At 39.8% G+C, this 18,651-nt stretch carries 19 protein-coding genes; 15 read left to right on the forward strand and 4 right to left on the reverse strand.

The features are described from left to right. Positions 1 to 70 precede the first annotated feature (70 nt). On the forward strand, positions 71 to 454 hold the full coding sequence (locus PTRA_RS04620; RefSeq protein ID WP_058372868.1) for a response regulator: 384 nt from the start codon (positions 71 to 73) through the stop codon (positions 452 to 454). A 174-nt stretch (positions 455 to 628) separates the two neighbouring features. Here the strand turns inward: PTRA_RS04620 and rpsT are convergent, their stop codons facing one another. Next, entirely contained in the window at positions 629 to 889 is a 261-nt protein-coding gene (gene rpsT, locus PTRA_RS04625; RefSeq protein WP_002958225.1) for a 30S ribosomal protein S20, read from the reverse strand. Between the two features lie 295 nt (positions 890 to 1,184). On the opposite strand from rpsT, the gene murJ reads away from it, so the two are divergent. The 13 genes from murJ (at position 1,185) to PTRA_RS04690 (ending at position 16,076) form a co-directional block, all read left to right on the forward strand. Then, the gene (murJ, locus tag PTRA_RS04630) at positions 1,185 to 2,723 is read left to right on the forward strand and encodes a murein biosynthesis integral membrane protein MurJ (RefSeq protein WP_058372869.1); all 1,539 of its coding nucleotides are present in this window, start codon (positions 1,185 to 1,187) and stop codon (positions 2,721 to 2,723) included. Positions 2,724 to 2,808: 85 nt separating this feature from the next. Next, positions 2,809 to 3,735 carry a bifunctional riboflavin kinase/FAD synthetase gene (gene ribF, locus PTRA_RS04635; protein WP_058372870.1) on the forward strand — a complete coding sequence of 309 codons (927 nt, stop codon included), beginning with the start codon at positions 2,809 to 2,811 and terminating at the stop codon, positions 3,733 to 3,735. Between the two features lie 29 nt (positions 3,736 to 3,764). Further along, positions 3,765 to 6,593 carry an isoleucine--tRNA ligase gene (gene ileS / locus PTRA_RS04640; protein ID WP_058372871.1) on the forward strand — a complete coding sequence of 943 codons (2,829 nt, stop codon included), beginning with the start codon at positions 3,765 to 3,767 and terminating at the stop codon, positions 6,591 to 6,593. Positions 6,594 to 6,603: 10 nt separating this feature from the next. After that, a complete protein-coding gene (gene lspA / locus PTRA_RS04645; RefSeq protein WP_058372872.1) occupies positions 6,604 to 7,104 on the forward strand; it encodes a signal peptidase II in 501 nt (166 codons plus the stop codon). Continuing rightward, a complete protein-coding gene (fkpB, locus tag PTRA_RS04650) occupies positions 7,101 to 7,541 on the forward strand; it encodes an FKBP-type peptidyl-prolyl cis-trans isomerase (RefSeq protein ID WP_011327610.1) in 441 nt (146 codons plus the stop codon). The genes lspA and fkpB overlap by 4 nt, the downstream gene beginning before the upstream one ends. Beyond that, positions 7,541 to 8,470 carry a 4-hydroxy-3-methylbut-2-enyl diphosphate reductase gene (ispH, locus tag PTRA_RS04655; protein ID WP_058372873.1) on the forward strand — a complete coding sequence of 310 codons (930 nt, stop codon included), beginning with the start codon at positions 7,541 to 7,543 and terminating at the stop codon, positions 8,468 to 8,470. The genes fkpB and ispH overlap by 1 nt, the downstream gene beginning before the upstream one ends. Positions 8,471 to 8,517: 47 nt before the next feature. Next, positions 8,518 to 9,552: a sensor histidine kinase gene (locus PTRA_RS04660; RefSeq protein ID WP_058372874.1), complete on the forward strand. Its 1,035-nt coding sequence runs from the start codon at positions 8,518 to 8,520 to the stop codon at positions 9,550 to 9,552. Continuing rightward, on the forward strand, positions 9,549 to 10,250 hold the full coding sequence (locus PTRA_RS04665) for a LytR/AlgR family response regulator transcription factor (RefSeq protein WP_058372875.1): 702 nt from the start codon (positions 9,549 to 9,551) through the stop codon (positions 10,248 to 10,250). Before PTRA_RS04660 ends, PTRA_RS04665 begins: the two co-directional genes overlap by 4 nt. 142 nt (positions 10,251 to 10,392) lie before the next feature. Then, a complete protein-coding gene (gene pilV, locus PTRA_RS04670) occupies positions 10,393 to 10,953 on the forward strand; it encodes a type IV pilus modification protein PilV (protein ID WP_058372876.1) in 561 nt (186 codons plus the stop codon). A gap of 1 nt (position 10,954) precedes the next feature. After that, positions 10,955 to 11,956 (forward strand): PilW family protein, encoded by a 1,002-nt coding sequence (locus PTRA_RS04675; protein ID WP_058372877.1) that lies wholly within the window; start codon positions 10,955 to 10,957, stop codon positions 11,954 to 11,956. Next, a complete protein-coding gene (locus PTRA_RS04680; protein WP_058372878.1) occupies positions 11,944 to 12,447 on the forward strand; it encodes a hypothetical protein in 504 nt (167 codons plus the stop codon). The genes PTRA_RS04675 and PTRA_RS04680 overlap by 13 nt, the downstream gene beginning before the upstream one ends. Before the next feature lies 1 nt (position 12,448). Continuing rightward, complete coding sequence (locus PTRA_RS04685) at positions 12,449 to 15,655, forward strand: pilus assembly protein (protein WP_058372879.1); 3,207 nt, start codon at positions 12,449 to 12,451, stop codon at positions 15,653 to 15,655. Positions 15,656 to 15,665: 10 nt separating this feature from the next. Beyond that, a complete protein-coding gene (locus tag PTRA_RS04690) occupies positions 15,666 to 16,076 on the forward strand; it encodes a type IV pilin protein (RefSeq protein WP_058372880.1) in 411 nt (136 codons plus the stop codon). Here the strand turns inward: PTRA_RS04690 and PTRA_RS04695 are convergent, their stop codons facing one another. Both PTRA_RS04695 and PTRA_RS04700 read right to left on the reverse strand, forming a co-directional pair. Continuing rightward, entirely contained in the window at positions 16,077 to 16,613 is a 537-nt protein-coding gene (locus tag PTRA_RS04695) for a GspH/FimT family pseudopilin (protein WP_058372881.1), read from the reverse strand. 75 nt (positions 16,614 to 16,688) lie between these two features. Beyond that, entirely contained in the window at positions 16,689 to 17,237 is a 549-nt protein-coding gene (locus tag PTRA_RS04700; RefSeq protein WP_058372882.1) for a GspH/FimT family pseudopilin, read from the reverse strand. Between the two features lie 160 nt (positions 17,238 to 17,397). On the opposite strand from PTRA_RS04700, the gene glnB reads away from it, so the two are divergent. Continuing rightward, positions 17,398 to 17,736, forward strand: a complete 339-nt coding sequence (glnB, locus tag PTRA_RS04705) for a nitrogen regulatory protein P-II (protein ID WP_011327621.1) — start codon at positions 17,398 to 17,400, stop codon at positions 17,734 to 17,736. A gap of 60 nt (positions 17,737 to 17,796) precedes the next feature. On the opposite strand, the gene PTRA_RS04710 is transcribed toward glnB, so the two are convergent. After that, on the reverse strand, positions 17,797 to 18,561 hold the full coding sequence (locus PTRA_RS04710) for an outer membrane protein assembly factor BamD (protein WP_058372883.1): 765 nt from the start codon (positions 18,559 to 18,561) through the stop codon (positions 17,797 to 17,799). Between the last annotated feature and the right edge of the window lie 90 nt (positions 18,562 to 18,651).

Genomic DNA, 18,651 nt, shown 5'->3' on the forward strand with positions numbered 1-18,651 from the left:
TAATAAATAACTGTATTTAAAGCAAATGATAGCATTTGCAAACATTGCTTTTAGCCTATAAGGATCAAATATGAACACGCAGCTTGCAATTTTAATCGTTGATGATGTTAGTACTGTGCGCAGCTTTTTAAGCCAAACATTGATGCATTTAGGCATAGAAAACGTAAAAGAAGCATCAACTGCCGCACAATGTATTAATGAGTGTCGTGCTGCAAATTATAACATGATTTTTTTAGATATAGAGTTACCTGATGGCGATGGTAAAGAGTTAATTGAGCAAATTAATCAACTGAACCCAGAAACAATCGTGGTTATGGTGTCGGCGCACTCAGGGGTTGAAAATGTTAAAGATGCGATTGATAAAGGAGCCAAGGGTTTTGTGGTAAAGCCTTTTTCTCCTAAAAAAATAGCAGCTATGCTGAAAAAGTTTTATCCCGAGCTAGAAGGGGTTTAATAACTTACGCGCCATTTTATTAAAAGCGCTTATTTAAGCGCAACTGCCCTAAACAAGAATATGTGATGATTGTGCTGTGTGAATTGGCTACATACCTGTTTAATGCTGTAAATATTAAATATAAAGCAAAAAAAAACCGGCCAAGGCCGGTTTTTATATTCTTGCAAAAACAAATTATAGTGCTTTAATTTTAGCAGCTATGCGGCTCTTATGACGAGCAGCTTTGTTTTTGTGAATTAGACCCTTAGTTGCGTAACGGTCTAGGATAGGTGTAGCAACAGAAAAAGCTTGCTGTGCAGCTTCTTTATCACCAGCTTCAATAGCTACGATTACTTTTTTGAAGTAAGTACGCATCATTGAACGACGACTTGCGTTGTGCTGACGGTTTTTTTCGCTTGTAATAGCGCGTTTTTTTGCAGACTTGATGTTAGCCAAGGTTTGCTCCTAACAATCTTAAATAAAGCTTAAATTAAAGGCCGTGGAATATGCCTGTTTTTATCATGAATGTCAATTTAATTTTGACAATCCAAGAAAAACTGCTCCTTATAACGAACATCAATTTGCCGCTCTAGCAGTTAATATCGACATTGTAACAAAGCATGAGGATTCAGCCTAGTGCTTTAAAGCGATTTATAAAAAAGACTATGGCATAATTACTTATCTTAATGATTTTTAGTGTGGGTTTGCGGTGTCAAAAGGTTTATTTCGCTCCGGTATGATTGTTAGTTGTATGACAATGATATCGCGTATTTTAGGGTTAGTTCGCGATGCGGTTGTTGCAAACCTCTTGGGAGCCGGTGCTGCGGCCGATGTTTTTTTGTTTGCTAATCGAATTCCTAACTTTTTACGTCGTTTATTTGCAGAAGGTGCGTTTGCTCAAGCATTTGTACCTGTATTAAGCGAAATAAAAGAGCAGCAAGGCGACGACAAGGTTAAACTTTTTGTTGCGCAAGCAGCAGGAACCTTAGGCACTATTTTATTAATAGTGACTATTGTAGGTGTGGTTGCGTCTCCGGTTATTGCTGCACTATTTGGTACAGGTTGGTTTATAGATTGGTGGCAAGGTGGCCCTGATGGCGAAAAGTTTGAGCTTGCCAGTGCATTGTTAAAGCTGACTTTTCCGTATTTATTTTTTGTCAGCCTTGTGGCGCTAAGTGGGGCGGTTATGAATGTATACAACCGCTTTGCTGTGGCTGCGTTTACCCCAGTGTTATTAAATGTATCTATTATTGCGTGTGCTATTTTTTTACATGACCAATTTTCGGTAGGTGCTTATGCATTAGCCATAGGTGTATTTATTGGTGGTGTGGTGCAATTACTGTTTCAGTTACCTTTTTTATATCGGGCAAAAATGTTGGCGCGCCCGCGCTGGGCTTGGCAAGACGAAAATGTAAAAAAAGTACGTAAATTAATGCTGCCTGCTTTGTTTGGGGTCTCTATTAGCCAAATAAACTTATTGCTCGATACCGTTATTGCTTCATTACTCATGACCGGCTCAATTGCTTGGTTGTATTACTCAGACCGCTTAATAGAATTTCCGCTGGGATTATTTGGTATTGGTATAGCAACGGTTATTTTACCGGCACTGTCAAAATTACATAGCAGTAAAAAAAGCAGTGATTTTCAGCATACCTTAGATTGGGGGGTACGCTTTGTAATATTTTTAGGGCTGCCTGCTATGATAGGGTTAATGATTATTAGCCCGCTTATTATTACCGTGTTGTTTGATCATGGTGCGTTTAAAGAAGCAGGGATTGATCATGTTAAAGCGGTGAGCTTAGGGGTAATGGCTTATTCGGTTGGTTTAGTCAGCTTTATGCTAATAAAGGTATTAGCCCCTGGATTTTACGCCCGTCAAGATACTAAAACCCCAGTGCGCATTGGTATTATTACCTTGGTACTTAATATGGTATTTAATATAATGCTTGCGCCTTTTATTGGCTATTTAGGATTGGCCTTAGCCACTTCAATGTCGGCAAGTTGTAATGCATTTTTGCTTTACAGGCAGCTTAAAAAAGAAAATGTGTACCAGTTTTCGTCAATGAGCTTATATTTTACCCTTAAATGCTTTGTTGCAAGTATTGTTATGGGGTTACTGGTTTGGTTTACCAGCGAGCAGTATAGTTGGACGACTTGGCACTTTAGCGAACAGGTTATTTTACTCCTAGTGTTGCTAGCAATTGCAGGGTTAAGTTACTTTACGCTGTTATTTTTGATGGGTGTGCGACTAAATACGATAAAAAGTGTAGCAATTACTGAATCGAACTAAAAAAAAGATTATAATCGGCAACTCTGCAACTTCATTCAATTTTGAGTTGTGAATTAATAACTCGCTTAAAAAGGCATTGGGTGGCATGGAGTTAATTAGAGGTATACACAATATTCGCTCACAACATTTTGGTTGTGTGCTTACTATTGGTAATTTTGATGGTGTTCACTTAGGTCATGCTGAAGTATTAAAAGGCTTACTTATTGATGCTAAAGCAAATAATTTACCTAGTACGGTAATGTTGTTTGAGCCCCAACCACAAGAGTTTTTTGCTAAAAGTAATGCGCCAGCGCGTTTAACTCGCTTACGAGATAAACTGCTATTGCTCAGCGAGTTAGGTATTGAACGAGTTATTTGTATTAGCTTTAATCAGCAATTTGCAAATATGCATGCAGAGCAATTTGTTAGTGATATTTTAATTAAAAAGCTAGGCGTTAAGGCATTAACGGTTGGTGATGATTTTAGGTTTGGCAAGCAGCGACAAGGTAATTTTGACTTACTTGTAAGTATGGGCAAACAAGCGAGCATGGATGTTAAAAGCACCGCGAGTTTTCGCCAATTAAATGCTAGAGTAAGCAGTACTTTAATTCGTGAAGCGCTTGCCGCTGGTGACTTAAGCACTGCAAAGGTAATGCTTGGCCACAACTATGCCATTTCGGGACGTGTTATACATGGTTGGAAACGCGGCCGAGAGCTGGGTTTTAGAACCGCAAATATAGCGCTTAAACGTCAAGTTTGCCCGGTAAATGGGGTGTTTGCTGTGCAAGCAACTATAGCTGGAAAACAAGTTTATGGGGTTGCCAATATAGGCAATAAGCCCACCTTTAATGGAACTCGTGCCTTATTAGAAGTTCATCTTTTTGATTTTGCACAAGACATTTATGGACAATTTATGCATGTGGAGTTGATTAAAAAACTCCGCGATGAGAAAAAATTCGAGACATTAACACAATTAACGGTGCAAATAGCAACTGACGTTGCCGCCGCTAAGCAGTGTTTTGGTTTAAATTAGGTAGCCGATAGATACGGAATGTAGGATTAATGAGCGACTATAAACATACTTTGAACTTACCGGAAACACCGTTTCCAATGCGTGGCAATTTGGCACAACGTGAACCAAAAATGCTTAAAGCATGGTATGAAGACGACCTATATGGTCAAATTCGCAGTGCTAAAAAAGGTAAAAAAACCTTTATTTTGCATGATGGACCTCCGTATGCAAACGGCGATATCCATTTAGGCCATTCAGTAAATAAAATATTAAAAGATATTATTGTTAAGTCTAAAACCTTATCTGACTTTGACTCGCCATTAGTACCTGGTTGGGATTGTCATGGTTTACCAATAGAGTTAATGGTTGAGAAAAAAGTTGGCAAGCCAGGCGTTAAAGTAACTGCGAGCGAGTTTCGCGAAAAGTGCCGTGCATACGCTAAAAAGCAAGTTGAAGGTCAAAAGGTCGACTTTAAACGTTTAGGTGTGTTTGCCGATTGGGACAAGCCTTACTTAACCATGAACTTTGATTTTGAAGCGAATGCTATTCGTGTACTTGGTCGTATTATTGAAAAAGGCCATTTACATAAAGGTGCTAAGCCTGTGCATTGGTGTACTGATTGTGGTTCAGCTTTAGCCGAAGCCGAAGTTGAATACCAAGATAAGCAATCACCAGCCATTGACGTACGCTTTATTTTTAACGACCAAGACGCAGTAGTAAGTGCGTTTGATTTAGCCGATGGTCATAAAGGTACAGGTAAAGTTGGTACTGTTATTTGGACTACCACGCCGTGGACACTACCGGCTAACCGCGCAGTAGCAGTACATGCAGAATTAGAATATGCACTAGTACAAGTTGAAGACGAAGGTAAGCAGCAACGCTTAATTTTAGGCTCTGAACTTGTTAAAGATGCAATGGACCGTTTTGGTTTTAATAACTTTCATGTATTAGGTTACGTTAAAGGCGCGGCACTTGAAAATTTACAAGTAGCACATCCATTTTACGACTTTAATGTTCCGGTAATTGTAGCTGAGCATGTTACGACTGACTCAGGTACGGGTGTTGTACATACGGCTCCAGGACATGGTCAAGAAGATTTCGTGGCTGGACTTGAATACAAACTAGAAGTGGCTAACCCGGTTGGCGCAAATGGTGTGTACTTAGCAGGCACTGAGTTATTTGCCGGTCAGCATGTGTTTAAAGCCAATGCGAGCATTGTTGAAGTGCTTAAAGAGCATGGCGCATTAATGCATCACCATGCTATTACGCATAGTTACCCACATTGCTGGCGTCATAAAACGCCAATTATTTTCCGTGCTACACCGCAATGGTTTATTAGTATGGATCAGGCTAATTTGCGTCAAGACTCATTAAGCGAAATTAAAAACACGCAGTGGTTACCAGAGTGGGGCGAAAGCCGCATTGCAAACATGGTTGAGGGCCGTCCAGATTGGTGTATATCACGCCAACGTACTTGGGGTGTACCAATTGCATTGTTCGCTGATAAAGACACGGGTGCTATTCACCCAAATACGCAAGAATTAATTGAACAAGCTGCACAACTGGTTGAAAAGTCAGGTATTCAAGCATGGTACGATTTAGATCCAGCGACACTGTTAGGTGAAGAAGATGCTAAGCAATACATGAAAGTGCAAGACACTCTCGATGTATGGTTTGACTCGGGCGTATCGCACGCGTGTGTTGTAGATGCACGTGAAGACTTAACTGGTCCTGCCGATTTATACCTTGAAGGTTCTGATCAGCATCGTGGTTGGTTTATGTCGTCTATGATGACATCGGTTGCTATTAACGGCCATGCACCATACCGCCAAGTATTGACTCATGGTTTTACCGTTGATGAAAATGGCCGCAAAATGTCTAAGTCGTTAGGCAATGTTATTTCACCACAAAATGTGATGAATAAACTAGGTGCTGACATTTTACGCTTGTGGGTTGCCTCTACCGATTACACCGCAGAAATGACGGTATCGGATGAAATATTTAACCGCTCAGCAGATCGTTACCGCCGTATTCGTAACACTAGTCGTTACTTATTAGCTAACCTAAATGGCTTTGATCCAAAAACAGATCAAGTAGCTGTTAATGACATGGTTGAGCTTGATAAGTGGATTGTTGGCCGTGCTGCACAATTACAAACAGAAATTTTAGCTGCCTACGATAGCTACCAAATGCTGTTAGTAACGCAAAAGCTAATGAACTTTTGTACCGGTGAGCTTGGTTCGTTCTATTTAGACGTAATTAAAGACCGCCAATACACAGCTAAGAGTGACAGCCACGCACGTCGTTCTTGTCAAACAGCGCTTTACCATATTGCTGAAGCAATGACGCGTTGGATGGCACCTATTATGAGCTTTACAGCCCAAGAAATTTGGGAAGCATTACCGGGTGAGCGTAGTGACTACGTATTTACATCAACCTGGTACGAAGGCTTGCAAGCTCCTACTAACAGCCAATTTAGCAACGATGATTGGTTAGAAATTCTAACAGTGCGCGATGAAGTAAACCGCTTATTAGAAGCTGCACGTAAAGAAGAAGTGATTGGTGCAACGCTCCAAGCAACTGTTAATTTATATACAGGCAAAGCGCTTGCAGCTAAATTATCAGCACTTGGTGACGAACTGCGTTTTGTATTTTTAACATCTGCAGTAAACGTAACCGAAGTTGATAGCCAGCCGGCAGATACACAAACTACCGAAATCGAAGGTCTTTATATTAGTGTTGCTGCAACAGATGCACAAAAATGTGAGCGTTGTTGGCATTATAGCGCTGATGTAGGTGTTGAGCCTGCTCATCCTGAAATTTGTGGTCGCTGTGTAAGCAATGTTGACGGTGAAGGCGAGACGCGTCAATTCGCTTAGGAGTTAATTAGTGAGCAAACTAGCCCAAAAAAGTGGTTTAGTGTGGCTATGGTTAAGTCTACTACTGTTAGTAGTAGACTTTGCTAGTAAAACACTTGTTGTAAGTAGTATGGCTTATCAAGAGTCGATTAATTTACTGCCTGTTTTTAGTATTACTTATGTACATAACTATGGTGCCGCTTATAGTTTTTTAAGTGATGCAGGCGGTTGGCAACGTTGGTTTTTAAGTGCAATTGCAATTGCTATTAGTGGATTGCTAGTGTGGTGGTTAAAACGCCTGCCAGCAACTAATAAAGTATTATGTGCTGCCTATTCATTGGTACTTGCCGGTGCAATTGGTAACTTATACGACCGTATTGCATACGGTTATGTAATTGACTTTATACACGTATTTTATGAAAACTCACATTTTCCGGTATTTAATGTTGCAGATTGCGCTATTTGTATTGGTGCAGCATTATTATTATTTGATGCCTTTACAGGCGAAAGTCCGAAGGAGCATAAAGCATGAGCCAAGCTGTAATTGGTGAAAACTCACAGGTTATTTTTCATTTTTCTATTAAGTTAGAAGATGGCTCTGCTGCCGACTCAACCAAAGTGCATAACAAGCCTGCTAAGTTAACTATGGGCGATGGTAGCTTAACAGCTAACTTTGAAAAATGTTTATTAGGCTTAAACGCAGGCGAGAGCAAAACCTTTGAGCTAGAACCTGAAGATGCATTTGGTCAGCCAAATCCAGATAACATTTACTATGTTGATCGCAGTAAATTTGGCCCAGAAACCCCAGCTAAAGTAGGCGCTATAATAGCGTTTACTCAGCCTGACGGTACCGAGCTTCCGGGTTTAGTACGCGAAGTACAAGGCGAGTCGGTAACGATTGATTTTAATCATCCGTTAGCGGGTCAGCGTTTAACCTTTGAAGTAGATATTATTGAGGTGCAAGGTTAATGGAAATATTACTAGCCAACCCACGAGGCTTTTGCGCAGGGGTTGATCGCGCAATTAGTATTGTTGAGCGCGCTTTAGATATTTTTGAAAAGCCAATTTACGTACGCCACGAAGTGGTGCATAACCGCTATGTGGTTGATGGCTTAAAAAACCGCGGTGCGGTATTTGTCGAAGAGCTTGATCAGATACCTGACGACAGTATAGTTATATTTAGTGCACATGGCGTATCGCAAGCGGTACGCACCGAAGCAAAGCGCCGTGACTTAAAAATATTTGATGCTACCTGCCCACTGGTTACTAAAGTACATATGGAAGTAACCCGTGCGAGCCGCAAAGGCATAGAGTGTATTTTAATTGGTCACCAAGGACACCCAGAAGTTGAGGGCACCATGGGGCAGTACAGCAATGACGACGGCGGTATTTATTTAGTAGAAACCGTAGAAGACGTCGCTAAGTTGAATGTAAAAAATGCTGACAACTTATTTTACTGTAGCCAAACAACGCTCTCGGTAGATGATACGGCTGATGTAATTGATGCGCTGCGTGCTAAGTTTCCTGCTATTGATGGGCCGCGTAAAGATGATATTTGTTACGCAACGCAAAATCGTCAAGACGCCGTTCGCGACTTAGCCGACAAAGTAGACGTGTTGTTAGTAGTTGGCGCTAAAAACAGCTCTAACTCAAATCGTTTGCGTGAACTTGCCGATAAAATGGGCACTAAAGCTTATTTAATTGACGATGCCACAAACGTGCAAGAGTCATGGTTTACTGGCGTTAATGCTGTTGGGGTAACCGCAGGAGCATCTGCACCTGAAGTGTTAGTGCAACAAGTTATAACCCGCTTAAAAGAACTTGGTGGCAATCAAGTTACTGAAAACCCTGGCGAAGAAGAGAACATTGTATTTGCTGTTCCTATTGAGCTGCGCTAATCTTAATTAAATATATATTTAATTTATTAGCTTAAAAAGGAGCCGTTATGAGCAAATCGCCACAAGTGGATGGGTTGCTTTTTTCGGCTCTTTTTAATGAGCGAGGCGTACTCGCCTCATTAGTTGTATCGCAAGTTGTTGCTATTGTTCTGGCTTTTGCACCCAATGTAGAAGGTGATATTTGGCTTCGCCTTGGAATAATAAGCTTATTTTTACACTTAATAGTGTTAGTTAGTACCTCTTCTTTATACTTCTGTAGGTTTTTTTTACAAAAACGTACTCAAACTTTTCAGTTAAGTTTGTTTTTTGTTTCCTTTTTATCATCTACATGCATTTTTAGTATTTTATTTTCTCATTTTGCTTTTGATATAGATGATACAAATAGCCTAATTTATTTCACACTTCGTAATTGTATTATAGTGGCTTTACTGACTGCTTTATTTGTCCAATTTTTATTAATTCATTTTGAAAAAGAGCTGCAAACTAAAGCGCTAGCCCGCGCAGAACTCGATGCATTACAAGCACGTATCCGCCCACACTTTTTATATAACAGTTTAAATACCGCAGCAGAGCTTACTCATCATGATGCAACCGCAGCCGAGCAGGCTATTTTAGCCTTAGCAGCTTTATCGCAAGCGGCAATGCGCTCTGGGAAAAGTGTGCCACTAGAGGACGAAATAACCCTTAGCAAGCAATATGTTGCACTAGAAACATGGCGTTTTGGTAGCCGCTTAAAGCTTGATTGGCAAATACCCAATGAGCTTCCCGCGCTTAACATTCCCTGTTTAACTTTGCAGCCTTTAATTGAAAATGCCGTGTGCCATGGCGTAGAGCCGAGCGAAACAGGCGCTGTCATTAAAGTTGAGCTGCATATTACAAGTGGCTATTTAACTATTATAGTCACTAACCCAATAAGCGTGGCAACCACTAATACGCGGCCAAGTAACGGCATGGCGCTGGAAAATATTCGCCAACGACTTAATATTTATTATAAGGGTAAAGCGCAGCTCACTATTGCTAATAAAAATGGCGTATTTAGAGTGAAAGTAGTGATCCCTAAACATGTTGAGAGTCAATTATGAATGTAGTTATTGTTGATGATGAACCATTAGCTAGAGGGCGTTTAGTACGTTTATTAGCGGCTCAAAATATAGTTGTACAAAATGAAGCGAGCAATGGCGCAGAAGCACTTGCGTTAAGTAAACTAAATCAGCCTGACTTAGTATTTTTAGATGTTGATATGCCGGGTATTAATGGCTTGGAGGTGGCAAATGAGCTCAACAAGCTTGCAGTTCCACCCGCTATAGTATTTATTACCGCCCACCCCGAGCACGCGCTAGACGCATTGCAATTAAATGCGGCGGGTTATTTAGTAAAGCCTGTATCGGCGCAATCATTACAAAAAGTAGTAGAGCAACTAGGGCGCTTAAATAAAGTACATATACAAAAACAACAAACAGCAAAAATTATGTATCAGCTCGCGGGTACATTAAAAAGCATAGAAATGGAGTGTATTTACTATTTTGCTGCTGAAGAAAAATATACAAAAATGGTATTTAAAGGGGGTAGTGCGCTTATAGATAAAAGCTTAAAACAATTAGAAGCGCTTTACCCCACACATGTTTTAAAGGTACACCGTAATACGTTAGTAAATAAAAATAAGGTGATTGCTCTGCACTCACTAAGTAGCGGTAGCCATGCTATTGAACTACAAAACTGCCAAGAGCTGTTAGCGGTTAGTCGCCGCGAGCTAAAAACAGTTAAATCTACCTTAGGTTAACTCATTTATTATAAAGCTACTTTTACAAAAGTAGTGTTTATTAACCGTTTATCAACAAAATCAACCGTTAGTCTTAGTAGTTCTTGAATCTATGTTTTAATCGCATACACTTATAATCAGATAATATTTATTTGGTTTTATTATGCATTCACACCCAATTAATCGGCACAAAGGCTTCACTTTAATAGAAGTGCTTATTGCCTTTATCATCCTCAGTTTTGGTTTGTTAGGCGCCGTTGCACTGCAAGCAAAAGCTAAGCAAGCTAGTTTCGACTCTATGCAGCGCGCCGCTGCTGTGGCGCTAGGTAACGACATTATTCAGCGCATTCGAGCAAACGACAGTCCTCAGTTAGCTACTCATTATAAACAAACATTAACCAGTGAAACGCCAATAGCATCGTCAACTACGTGTTTTTCTGGCTCATGTACTGCGGCACAAATAGCGTTACTCGATATTGAACAGTGGAAACGCGCAATTCGTGCCCGAGAAAATACTGGCTCACTAGATGGAGCAACTGTTTGTATTGAACCTAAACTATTAGCAGCAACAGGTGGTAAGGCATTTAATTTAGAGGTAATAATCTCTTGGCAAGGTCGTCAAGAGTTTAAAGCAAGTGATGCAACTGGAGGTATTAGCTGTGGTACTGCAGATAAAAAACGTCGATTAGTGGTATTAACTAGCTATATTTATGTGAGGAGCTAGCATGAAACAAACAGGTTTTACGCTCATAGAAGTAATGATTTCGCTATTTATAGGTGGGTTAGTACTCGGTGGCGTTATGTTTACTTATATTGGTATGAAGGTAACTACTAAAGACACTATGACCATAGGCGAACTGCAAGAGTCTGGTCGCCTTGCAATTAATATAATGCAGCGCGATATTGAGCAAATTGGTTTTTGGGGTACATACTATGATGACTCGTTCACTATCGCCAATACTACCACATTGGCTACCCCAGCAGCTGCGAGCGATTGCACTGAGGGGTTAAATAACGGCAGTTTTCCTGATTTAACCAGCACCAGTAATTTTAGAACTATTTATGCAAAAACAGCCGATGGTACAAAAGAGCTTAATTGCATTAATAACCCGATAAAAAAAACCGATATTCTCCAGCTTAAATTTTTGCAAGGAAATCAGCTTACGGTAGAGGCGGGGAGTAATGAAACACAAATAAATCAAAACTACTTTATTGCAGAGCAAGAACGTGCACAATTTGTGCGTGGCATAGTTGCACCAGGTACATTAAATACAAATGCGACAGTATGGCCTTATAGCCATCATGTATATTATATCTCTGAGCAAACATATACAGTAAATAATCAAAGCTTGACAGTGCCGGCGTTAATGAGAAAACGTTTAGTGGCAGGAAATATTACTACTGAAACGATTATGGAAGGGGTTGAAGACATGCGCTTTGTATTTGGTTTAGATACAACTAGCGATAGCCGAGTAGATACATACAGAAGTATAGATGCGATGACCGCAGCTGATTGGGAAAACCGAAAAGGCATTTTAACCGTACAACTATTTTTATTGATTAGAGCATTGCAACCCGATCCTGGAATTAAAATTAAAAATCAAAAATATATACTGGGTGAAGATAGCAATAAACGAGAGCTAACATTTACCGATAATTACAGACGTACGGTATTTACTACCACTATTCGTTTAAATAATGTGGGGGCTAACTTATGGCGCATTTAAATAATATACCGAAAAAACAGCAGGGTGTAGTGCTTATTACTGCATTAATAATGGTAATAGCTGTAACAGGCATCGCTGTAACATTAATGAGTAGTAGCACTATAGATATTAAAATTACCAATGCAGCTCAAGAGCGTGAAGTTGCTGAAAATGAGTTGATTGGCGAAGTGCAGCGGATGATTTCGGGCGAAGCAAATAAGGGGGCAGGCAATCAGTTTTTTTTAACCCCAGACGAAGTAACCACTATTTCAGCGGGCGATAATAATGGCATGGTGATCGCTAAGCACAATGACATGCAAAGTAAAATGATTAACCTAAATAAAGGCGCAATGAATTTAGAGTGTCCGCGCCGATTTAATTTTACCGCAGGAGTATCCTGCAATATGGTGCAAGTAGCTACCACTATAGAATATGGCTCAAAAAGTAAGCATCAACTAACCATAGTTACTGGTGTAGCCCAAGAAATGGCTAGCACAGGTAAGGGGATTTAAAATGAAATTTAAATTAAACATAGTGTTAGCCTCATTGATGGGATTGGCCAGTAGTATGTCGGCTATTGCTGAAGATATAGAGCTTTATGTAAATTATGATGTAGAAACTAATGAAAAACCAAGGGTGCTATTTATCTTTGATACTTCAGGTAGTATGGATTGGAGTGTTATTAATGGCGATAATCAGAGTTGTTATATCAAACAGCAAAATAAAAATAATAAATATGACCGTATCACTTGTTTTGAAAGTAAAAGCAGTTACTCAGATAGTGAACAGTGCTATATCGAAAAGAATAATAAATATGTGGCTGAATGTCATGATAGGCGGATTGATGTTGCTCGTAATGCAATTACTCAACTTGTAAATGATAACGTCGATATAGACTTTGGTTTAATGCGTCTTCGTAGCAGCGATGGAGGCTATGTACTAGCAAGAATAGCTGCTGAGCGAAAGTTTTTATTAGACAAAATTGATAATTTGCCAGCCAGCGGATCTACTCCGCTAAGTGAAACTTTGTGGGAAGCCTATCTTTACATTACAGGTCAAGATATTGATTATGCAGAAGATGTAAGTAACAGAGATTTGAATGCTGAAACCTCATCAAGCTCTGAAGTCTATAAATCTCCTTTTATGCCAATTTCAGGGGAGCCTTTACGTTGCGATAATAGCGTAAATATTATTTTGATGAGTGACGGCGATCCAACCAATGACTCCGAGAGCAATGAAGATATCGAAGATCTGTATGAAGATACCTTTAATTCAGAGAATCCGCCGGTATTTTATAGCAACTATTTAGCAGCATTAGCCAAAGTGATCCATGGAACTAAAGACGTAGAGGTTGACTTATACCCTGCCACTACCGAAGTACACGATAAAGGACGGGTGTATACCATAGGCTTTGGTACCGGAATGAGTGATAAAGGTAAAACGATTCTTGGCAAAACGGCAGAATATGGTGGCGGGCAATACTTACATGCAAATACCTCAGCACAATTGTCGGATGCGTTAAAAAATACTATTTCGCAAATACGCGAAGTGAACGACAGTTTTTCGTCACCGTCGGTGGCGAGTAATAACGTGGATCAAACCCGAAGTCGTGATGCGATTTACTTTGCGATGTTTTATCCCGAAACCGGCGCGCGTTGGAGTGGTAACTTAAAAAAATTAAAAGTAAGCGGTAGCCAAGTGGTTGACTCAACCGGTAGTGCCGCGCTCGATGAAAATGGTTTAATTAGTAAAGACGCGAAAACATTTTGGTTACCTAGTGGCCAACCTGCCGATGGTAACGCGGTGGCACAAGGGGGCGTTAATTTACACTTAGCGACCCGCGATCCAGAAAGTCGTAAGCTCTATACAAATAAACTGTTAGGCGGCATTGTTGAATTTGATACCTCGATTGTTAGCGATTTAGGCGATTTATTTGGTGGTGATGCAACGCTTTCTAGCTCTGATATCAAATGGGCCAGGGGCATTGATGTCGATGATGAAGATAACGATGGCGCTACAGTCGATCAGCGCCATGATATTTTTGGTGACCCGCTGCACTCTAAACCGGTAGCGATTGATTATGGTAATGATGATATACGTATTTTGATAGGCACTAACGCTGGCTTTTTACATATGTTTAAAGACAGTGATAACACGGTGAGTGAAAGTTGGGCATTTATTCCTGCCGCATTATACAACAATATAAAACCGTTACGAGAAAACCGCGCTGAAACTAAAGTTTATGGCATGGATGGAGCAATCAGTGTTTATTTTAGTAATAAAAGTTTAAACGGTGAAGGATTAAATGACGGCATTATAGATGCAAGTAAAGGCGATGAAGTATGGGCGTTTGCGGGAATGCGCCGTGGTGGTAACAACTACTATGCACTAGATATTACAGCACCAAATGCCCCAAAAAAACTCTGGGATAAACCAATAGAAGGCGGGAAAGGCGACTTTACTGAACTTGCTCAAAGTTGGTCTAAACCACAAATTGCCTACATAAAAGCGTTTGGCGATAAGCCACTGCTTGTATTTGGTGCTGGTTACGATACAAATAAAGATGCTGCTATTCGTAGTGAGGATAAGATTGGTCGCGGTATTTATATTGTTGAAGCTAAAACAGGTAAAAAAGTCTGGGCATTAACACCCAGTGAAAATGGCTTTACAGGCAAGCACAGTATTGCAGCCGATTTAACCACACTCGACTCTGATTATGATGGCTATATAGATAGGATTTATGCCTCGGATACTGGTGGTAATATTTGGCGGATTGATATGCCGGGTAGTGATACTAGTGAGTTCAGCCATTTTAAATTAGCTGAGCTAGGTAGTACAAGTGCCACTCAAGATAGACGCTTTTTTTACAAGCCATTAGTTGCACGTACTATGTTTAGTAAAGTGACGCAAACCACTAAAGATGGCAAAACAATCACTACGCGTTTAGATACACCTTACGATGCCATAGTGATAGGCAGTGGCAATCGCTCTAAGCCAACTGATACTAACGAGCAAGATCAGTTATTTATGATTAGAGATGAAAATACAGTGACTAAGTCATTTAAAACTGGGGCACCAGCAACAATCAAGGCATCTGATTTAATGCTGATGAATAGCGACCCATTTAGTAATTTATTAGACGATGTGGATGGGTTTATTGAGCTAGAGGCTGATTTAGCTAAAGTTAAAGGTTGGCGGTATGAATTAGCGACCGGTGAAAAATCACTTGCCGCAGCTACAGTAGTGGGCGGAGTGGCTTATTTTACCTCGTTTACTCCGGCTTCTGATACAGCAACAGTAAATCAGTGTTCACTTAGTGGTGGTGGAGGCTCGCTTTATGCGTTTCACTTACTTTATGGTACTAAGGTTTACGATAAGTTAAAGTTTGCTACTAGTTACGATGTACCCGATACGCCACAACTTTATTTTGGTGAAGGTAATTCTTGCGCTGATACGAATAATGACGGTAAATGTGATGGTAATACTGATATTGAAGTTAAGCTGGAAAGTCAGTTTTATTTAATTGGTCCGGGTATAAAAGGGAAAGATGCTCAAAACCCAATGAGACCAGTGGATGTTATTGGGCCGGGGCTAAAGGTGGTAGACGGAAAGATACAATTAGTAAACAAGGAGTCTATCGGTTTTGGTTTTAAAACCCAGCAAACTTACATCTATAAGCGCGAAGAAAATGACGAAATTATACCTGATGAAGAAGACTAAGGGACTTTAAATGAATCAAAAACAATATGGATTTACCTTAATTGAGCTGATGATAGCAGTTGCTATCGTCGGCATACTTGCAGCAATTGCACTGCCTAATTATACAGAATATGTAAAGCGTGCCTCACGTGCAGAGGCAGTTGCTGCATTATTAGATGCAGCTAATAAAGAAGAGCAGTACTTTGTAGATAACAGAGAATATACAGAATTAGCGAGTGATTTAGGAATTCAAAGTAAAACAGAGAATGGGCATTTTGAATTAACGATTAAAGTCGTTGATAAAAATACATTTACAATCACAGCAAAGCCTATTGCAGGTTCGGTGAAAGGGGACAAAAGTTGTAAAGAGATATGGATTACCGACACTGGGCTTAAAGGAAAAACTGGCAGTGGTGATGTAGATTACTGCTGGGGAAGGTAGCTATTTCTTCTGACATTTATCAGTCGATTTAATACGTATTCTGCCAGTTTGACTTACAGATAAAGCCAATCCTTCCAGATTGGCTTTATCGCTATTAGGGCAATATATAAAAGTCCCATTTTGAAAACCGTTTAATGAGCCATCGGGCCTAAAAGTAAGTGCCTCTCGTGGGTACTCTAAGCTATCAAACTCATGGGTGTGTTCAAAGGTGCTTAGTATTAGCTCATCGTTATTAAGAGAAGTAGATTTATCGTTATCGATAAATAACGATATTTTCTCCCCCCAATCACCTTTTTGACATTCATTGTTTTTTAACGCGCATAAAGTAACGTATGTACCGTTTTCTATGGCGTAAAGGCGAGCATAGTTTATATTGCGATGTAATAAGTTAACCTGGTTGTCTGCACGGTTTAGCGCCAGAAAGTCAGGAAAAAACCACATAGAAAACTGACTAATAATAGCCGCAATAGCAATTGTTACCATTACTTCAATTAGGGTTGTACCACGGTTTTTTGTTGAATCTGCGATTAACTTCATCCCTGAAGTCCTAAATTAAGAAGTGATTATTTTAGTTTAGTAAACAATCAAAAAATAACAATGTAAGGTTTACCCTTAACTGCATTTTTGCGCTGTATCGCCAAGGTAAAAAGCAGTGCCAGATTGTGATACGGTTAGTGCCTTATTATTCTCGTTATCGCTATTAGGGCAATATATAAAATCCCCAGGGCTTGTGGTAATACGGCCACTGGTGTTAAAACGCAGACTTTTTTCATTACCCGTAAATTGAACTTTATCGTTACCCTTTATTTTATTCATTGCGCGTAGAATAGTATCTGTTGAAGGGTTATAGGTTAAATTGTTATCCATATCGATAAATACGGTAATTACACGGTTTTCATCCCATTTTTTTGTGCAGCTAAACTCTTCGTTTCTTTTTACTTTACCGTATGGACCTGTACACAGTATAACTACCTCATCGGTGCTTGCCGCTTGCGAGCGCGCGTAACTAATATTACGTTTTAGTTCTAATAAAAAGTTCTCGGCGCGGTTTTCCTCTAGCATGTCGCTACTGTTCCACAATGCAATGGTGGCAATAATACCTACAATAGCCACAGTCACCATTAGCTCTAGTAAAGTGAATCCGTATTGTATTTTTTTCATATTGATCCCGTAGATTACTTATTGTTTTAGTATAGCTATTTTTATTAGCATAATCATAGCATGGCAGATTGTTTTATCACCGTAATACAGTCACTTTGTTTGCTATGAGCCTTGTGATTGTCTAAAATCGAGGCAACTGTAGCTTTAAAAAGTAATTAATATGAAAAAAATAGAAGCAATCATTAAACCTTTTAAGCTTGATGATGTGCGTGAAGCCCTATCGGAAGTAGGCATTACAGGTATGACAGTAACTGAAGTTAAAGGGTTTGGGCGTCAAAAAGGCCATACCGAGTTGTATCGTGGTGCGGAATATATGGTTGATTTTTTACCTAAAGTTAAATTAGATATTGTACTGGGCGATGATGATGTTGACCGTGCAATTGAGGTAATAATTAAAACGGCACAAACAGGAAAAATTGGTGATGGTAAAATATTTGTCACTGAAGTTGAGCGTGTTGTGCGTATTCGTACTGCAGAGGAAGATGAAGAAGCGATTTAAGCTTTATTACAACAAGTACGCTAAAAAGGCGCTTACTCAAGTTAGTAAGCGCCTTTTTAATTATTTATTTCTGCTGTTAAAAATTCGTGTTTGTTTAGCGTCCTCACTAAGCTCACTTAAGCCTAGCTTATCGTAGCTTTTTTCCATCATTTCAAGTGCAGAGTTTAAGTAGCTGCTTTGCGAGTAATGTTCTACTACAAACTTACCGCGGTTAGCTGCTGCTAAGTAGGCTTCACGTTCATAATAGTAAGTGGCCACTTTTAGCTCATACCTTGCCATACGGTTTAACAACCACACTAAACGACGTTTTGCCTCTGGGGCGTAGTCACTTTGTGGGAAACGCTTAACCAAGGTTGATAAATCGGTAAAGGCCACACGTGTACGGTTAGCATCGCGGTCAGCTCTATCAACACCAAAATATTCTTGGAATGCGTTTTTATCGGCTTTAATGTTAACTAATCCACGCATGTAATACATGTAGTCTAAATCTTTATGATTTGGGTTTAAGCGAATAAAGCGGTCGATTGTTGCTAGTGCTTGCTCGGTATTACTCGATTGGTAATGCGCATACACTAAATCCATTTGTACTTGTTTAGAAAATGGGCCAAACGGGTAGCGAGAGTCAATTGCACTTAAAAGTTCGATTGCGCGTGCATATAAACCAGAATCTAAAGTTTGCTTAGCATCTTCATACAAAGCGTGAGCCGATTTATTAGGTACACGTTGAATATCTTCTTGGTCAGGAGCCGACGAACAAGCACCTAAACTAAGCACTGAAACTGAAAAAACAATGGCGAATGCACGTTTCCCTATTTTATTTATCATTTTATTTGTTACCTTCGTTGTCTACGGCTAGGCCAAGTCGGTAAAACCGAGTAAACTATGCGTATTATATTATGCTTTTATTAAAAGCGA

Origin of the sequence: Pseudoalteromonas translucida KMM 520 (assembly GCF_001465295.1) — a bacterium.
GTDB classification, from domain to species: Bacteria; Pseudomonadota; Gammaproteobacteria; order Enterobacterales; family Alteromonadaceae; genus Pseudoalteromonas; species Pseudoalteromonas translucida.

What these genes read in the sequence shown, in the direction of transcription:
- PTRA_RS04620 (WP_058372868.1), top strand. Translation starts at nt 71, where the DNA reads ATGAACACGCAGCTTGCAATTTTAATCGTTGATGATGTTAGTACTGTG.
- murJ (WP_058372869.1), top strand. Translation starts at nt 1,185, where the DNA reads ATGACAATGATATCGCGTATTTTAGGGTTAGTTCGCGATGCGGTTGTT.
- ribF (WP_058372870.1), top strand. Translation starts at nt 2,809, where the DNA reads ATGGAGTTAATTAGAGGTATACACAATATTCGCTCACAACATTTTGGT.
- ileS (WP_058372871.1), top strand. Translation starts at nt 3,765, where the DNA reads ATGAGCGACTATAAACATACTTTGAACTTACCGGAAACACCGTTTCCA.
- fkpB (WP_011327610.1), top strand. Translation starts at nt 7,101, where the DNA reads ATGAGCCAAGCTGTAATTGGTGAAAACTCACAGGTTATTTTTCATTTT.
- ispH (WP_058372873.1), top strand. Translation starts at nt 7,541, where the DNA reads ATGGAAATATTACTAGCCAACCCACGAGGCTTTTGCGCAGGGGTTGAT.
- PTRA_RS04660 (WP_058372874.1), top strand. Translation starts at nt 8,518, where the DNA reads ATGAGCAAATCGCCACAAGTGGATGGGTTGCTTTTTTCGGCTCTTTTT.
- PTRA_RS04665 (WP_058372875.1), top strand. Translation starts at nt 9,549, where the DNA reads ATGAATGTAGTTATTGTTGATGATGAACCATTAGCTAGAGGGCGTTTA.
- pilV (WP_058372876.1), top strand. Translation starts at nt 10,393, where the DNA reads ATGCATTCACACCCAATTAATCGGCACAAAGGCTTCACTTTAATAGAA.
- PTRA_RS04675 (WP_058372877.1), top strand. Translation starts at nt 10,955, where the DNA reads ATGAAACAAACAGGTTTTACGCTCATAGAAGTAATGATTTCGCTATTT.
- PTRA_RS04680 (WP_058372878.1), top strand. Translation starts at nt 11,944, where the DNA reads ATGGCGCATTTAAATAATATACCGAAAAAACAGCAGGGTGTAGTGCTT.
- PTRA_RS04685 (WP_058372879.1), top strand. Translation starts at nt 12,449, where the DNA reads ATGAAATTTAAATTAAACATAGTGTTAGCCTCATTGATGGGATTGGCC.
- PTRA_RS04690 (WP_058372880.1), top strand. Translation starts at nt 15,666, where the DNA reads ATGAATCAAAAACAATATGGATTTACCTTAATTGAGCTGATGATAGCA.
- PTRA_RS04695 (WP_058372881.1), bottom strand. Translation starts at nt 16,613, where the DNA reads ATGAAGTTAATCGCAGATTCAACAAAAAACCGTGGTACAACCCTAATT.
- PTRA_RS04700 (WP_058372882.1), bottom strand. Translation starts at nt 17,237, where the DNA reads ATGAAAAAAATACAATACGGATTCACTTTACTAGAGCTAATGGTGACT.
- glnB (WP_011327621.1), top strand. Translation starts at nt 17,398, where the DNA reads ATGAAAAAAATAGAAGCAATCATTAAACCTTTTAAGCTTGATGATGTG.
- PTRA_RS04710 (WP_058372883.1), bottom strand. Translation starts at nt 18,561, where the DNA reads ATGATAAATAAAATAGGGAAACGTGCATTCGCCATTGTTTTTTCAGTT.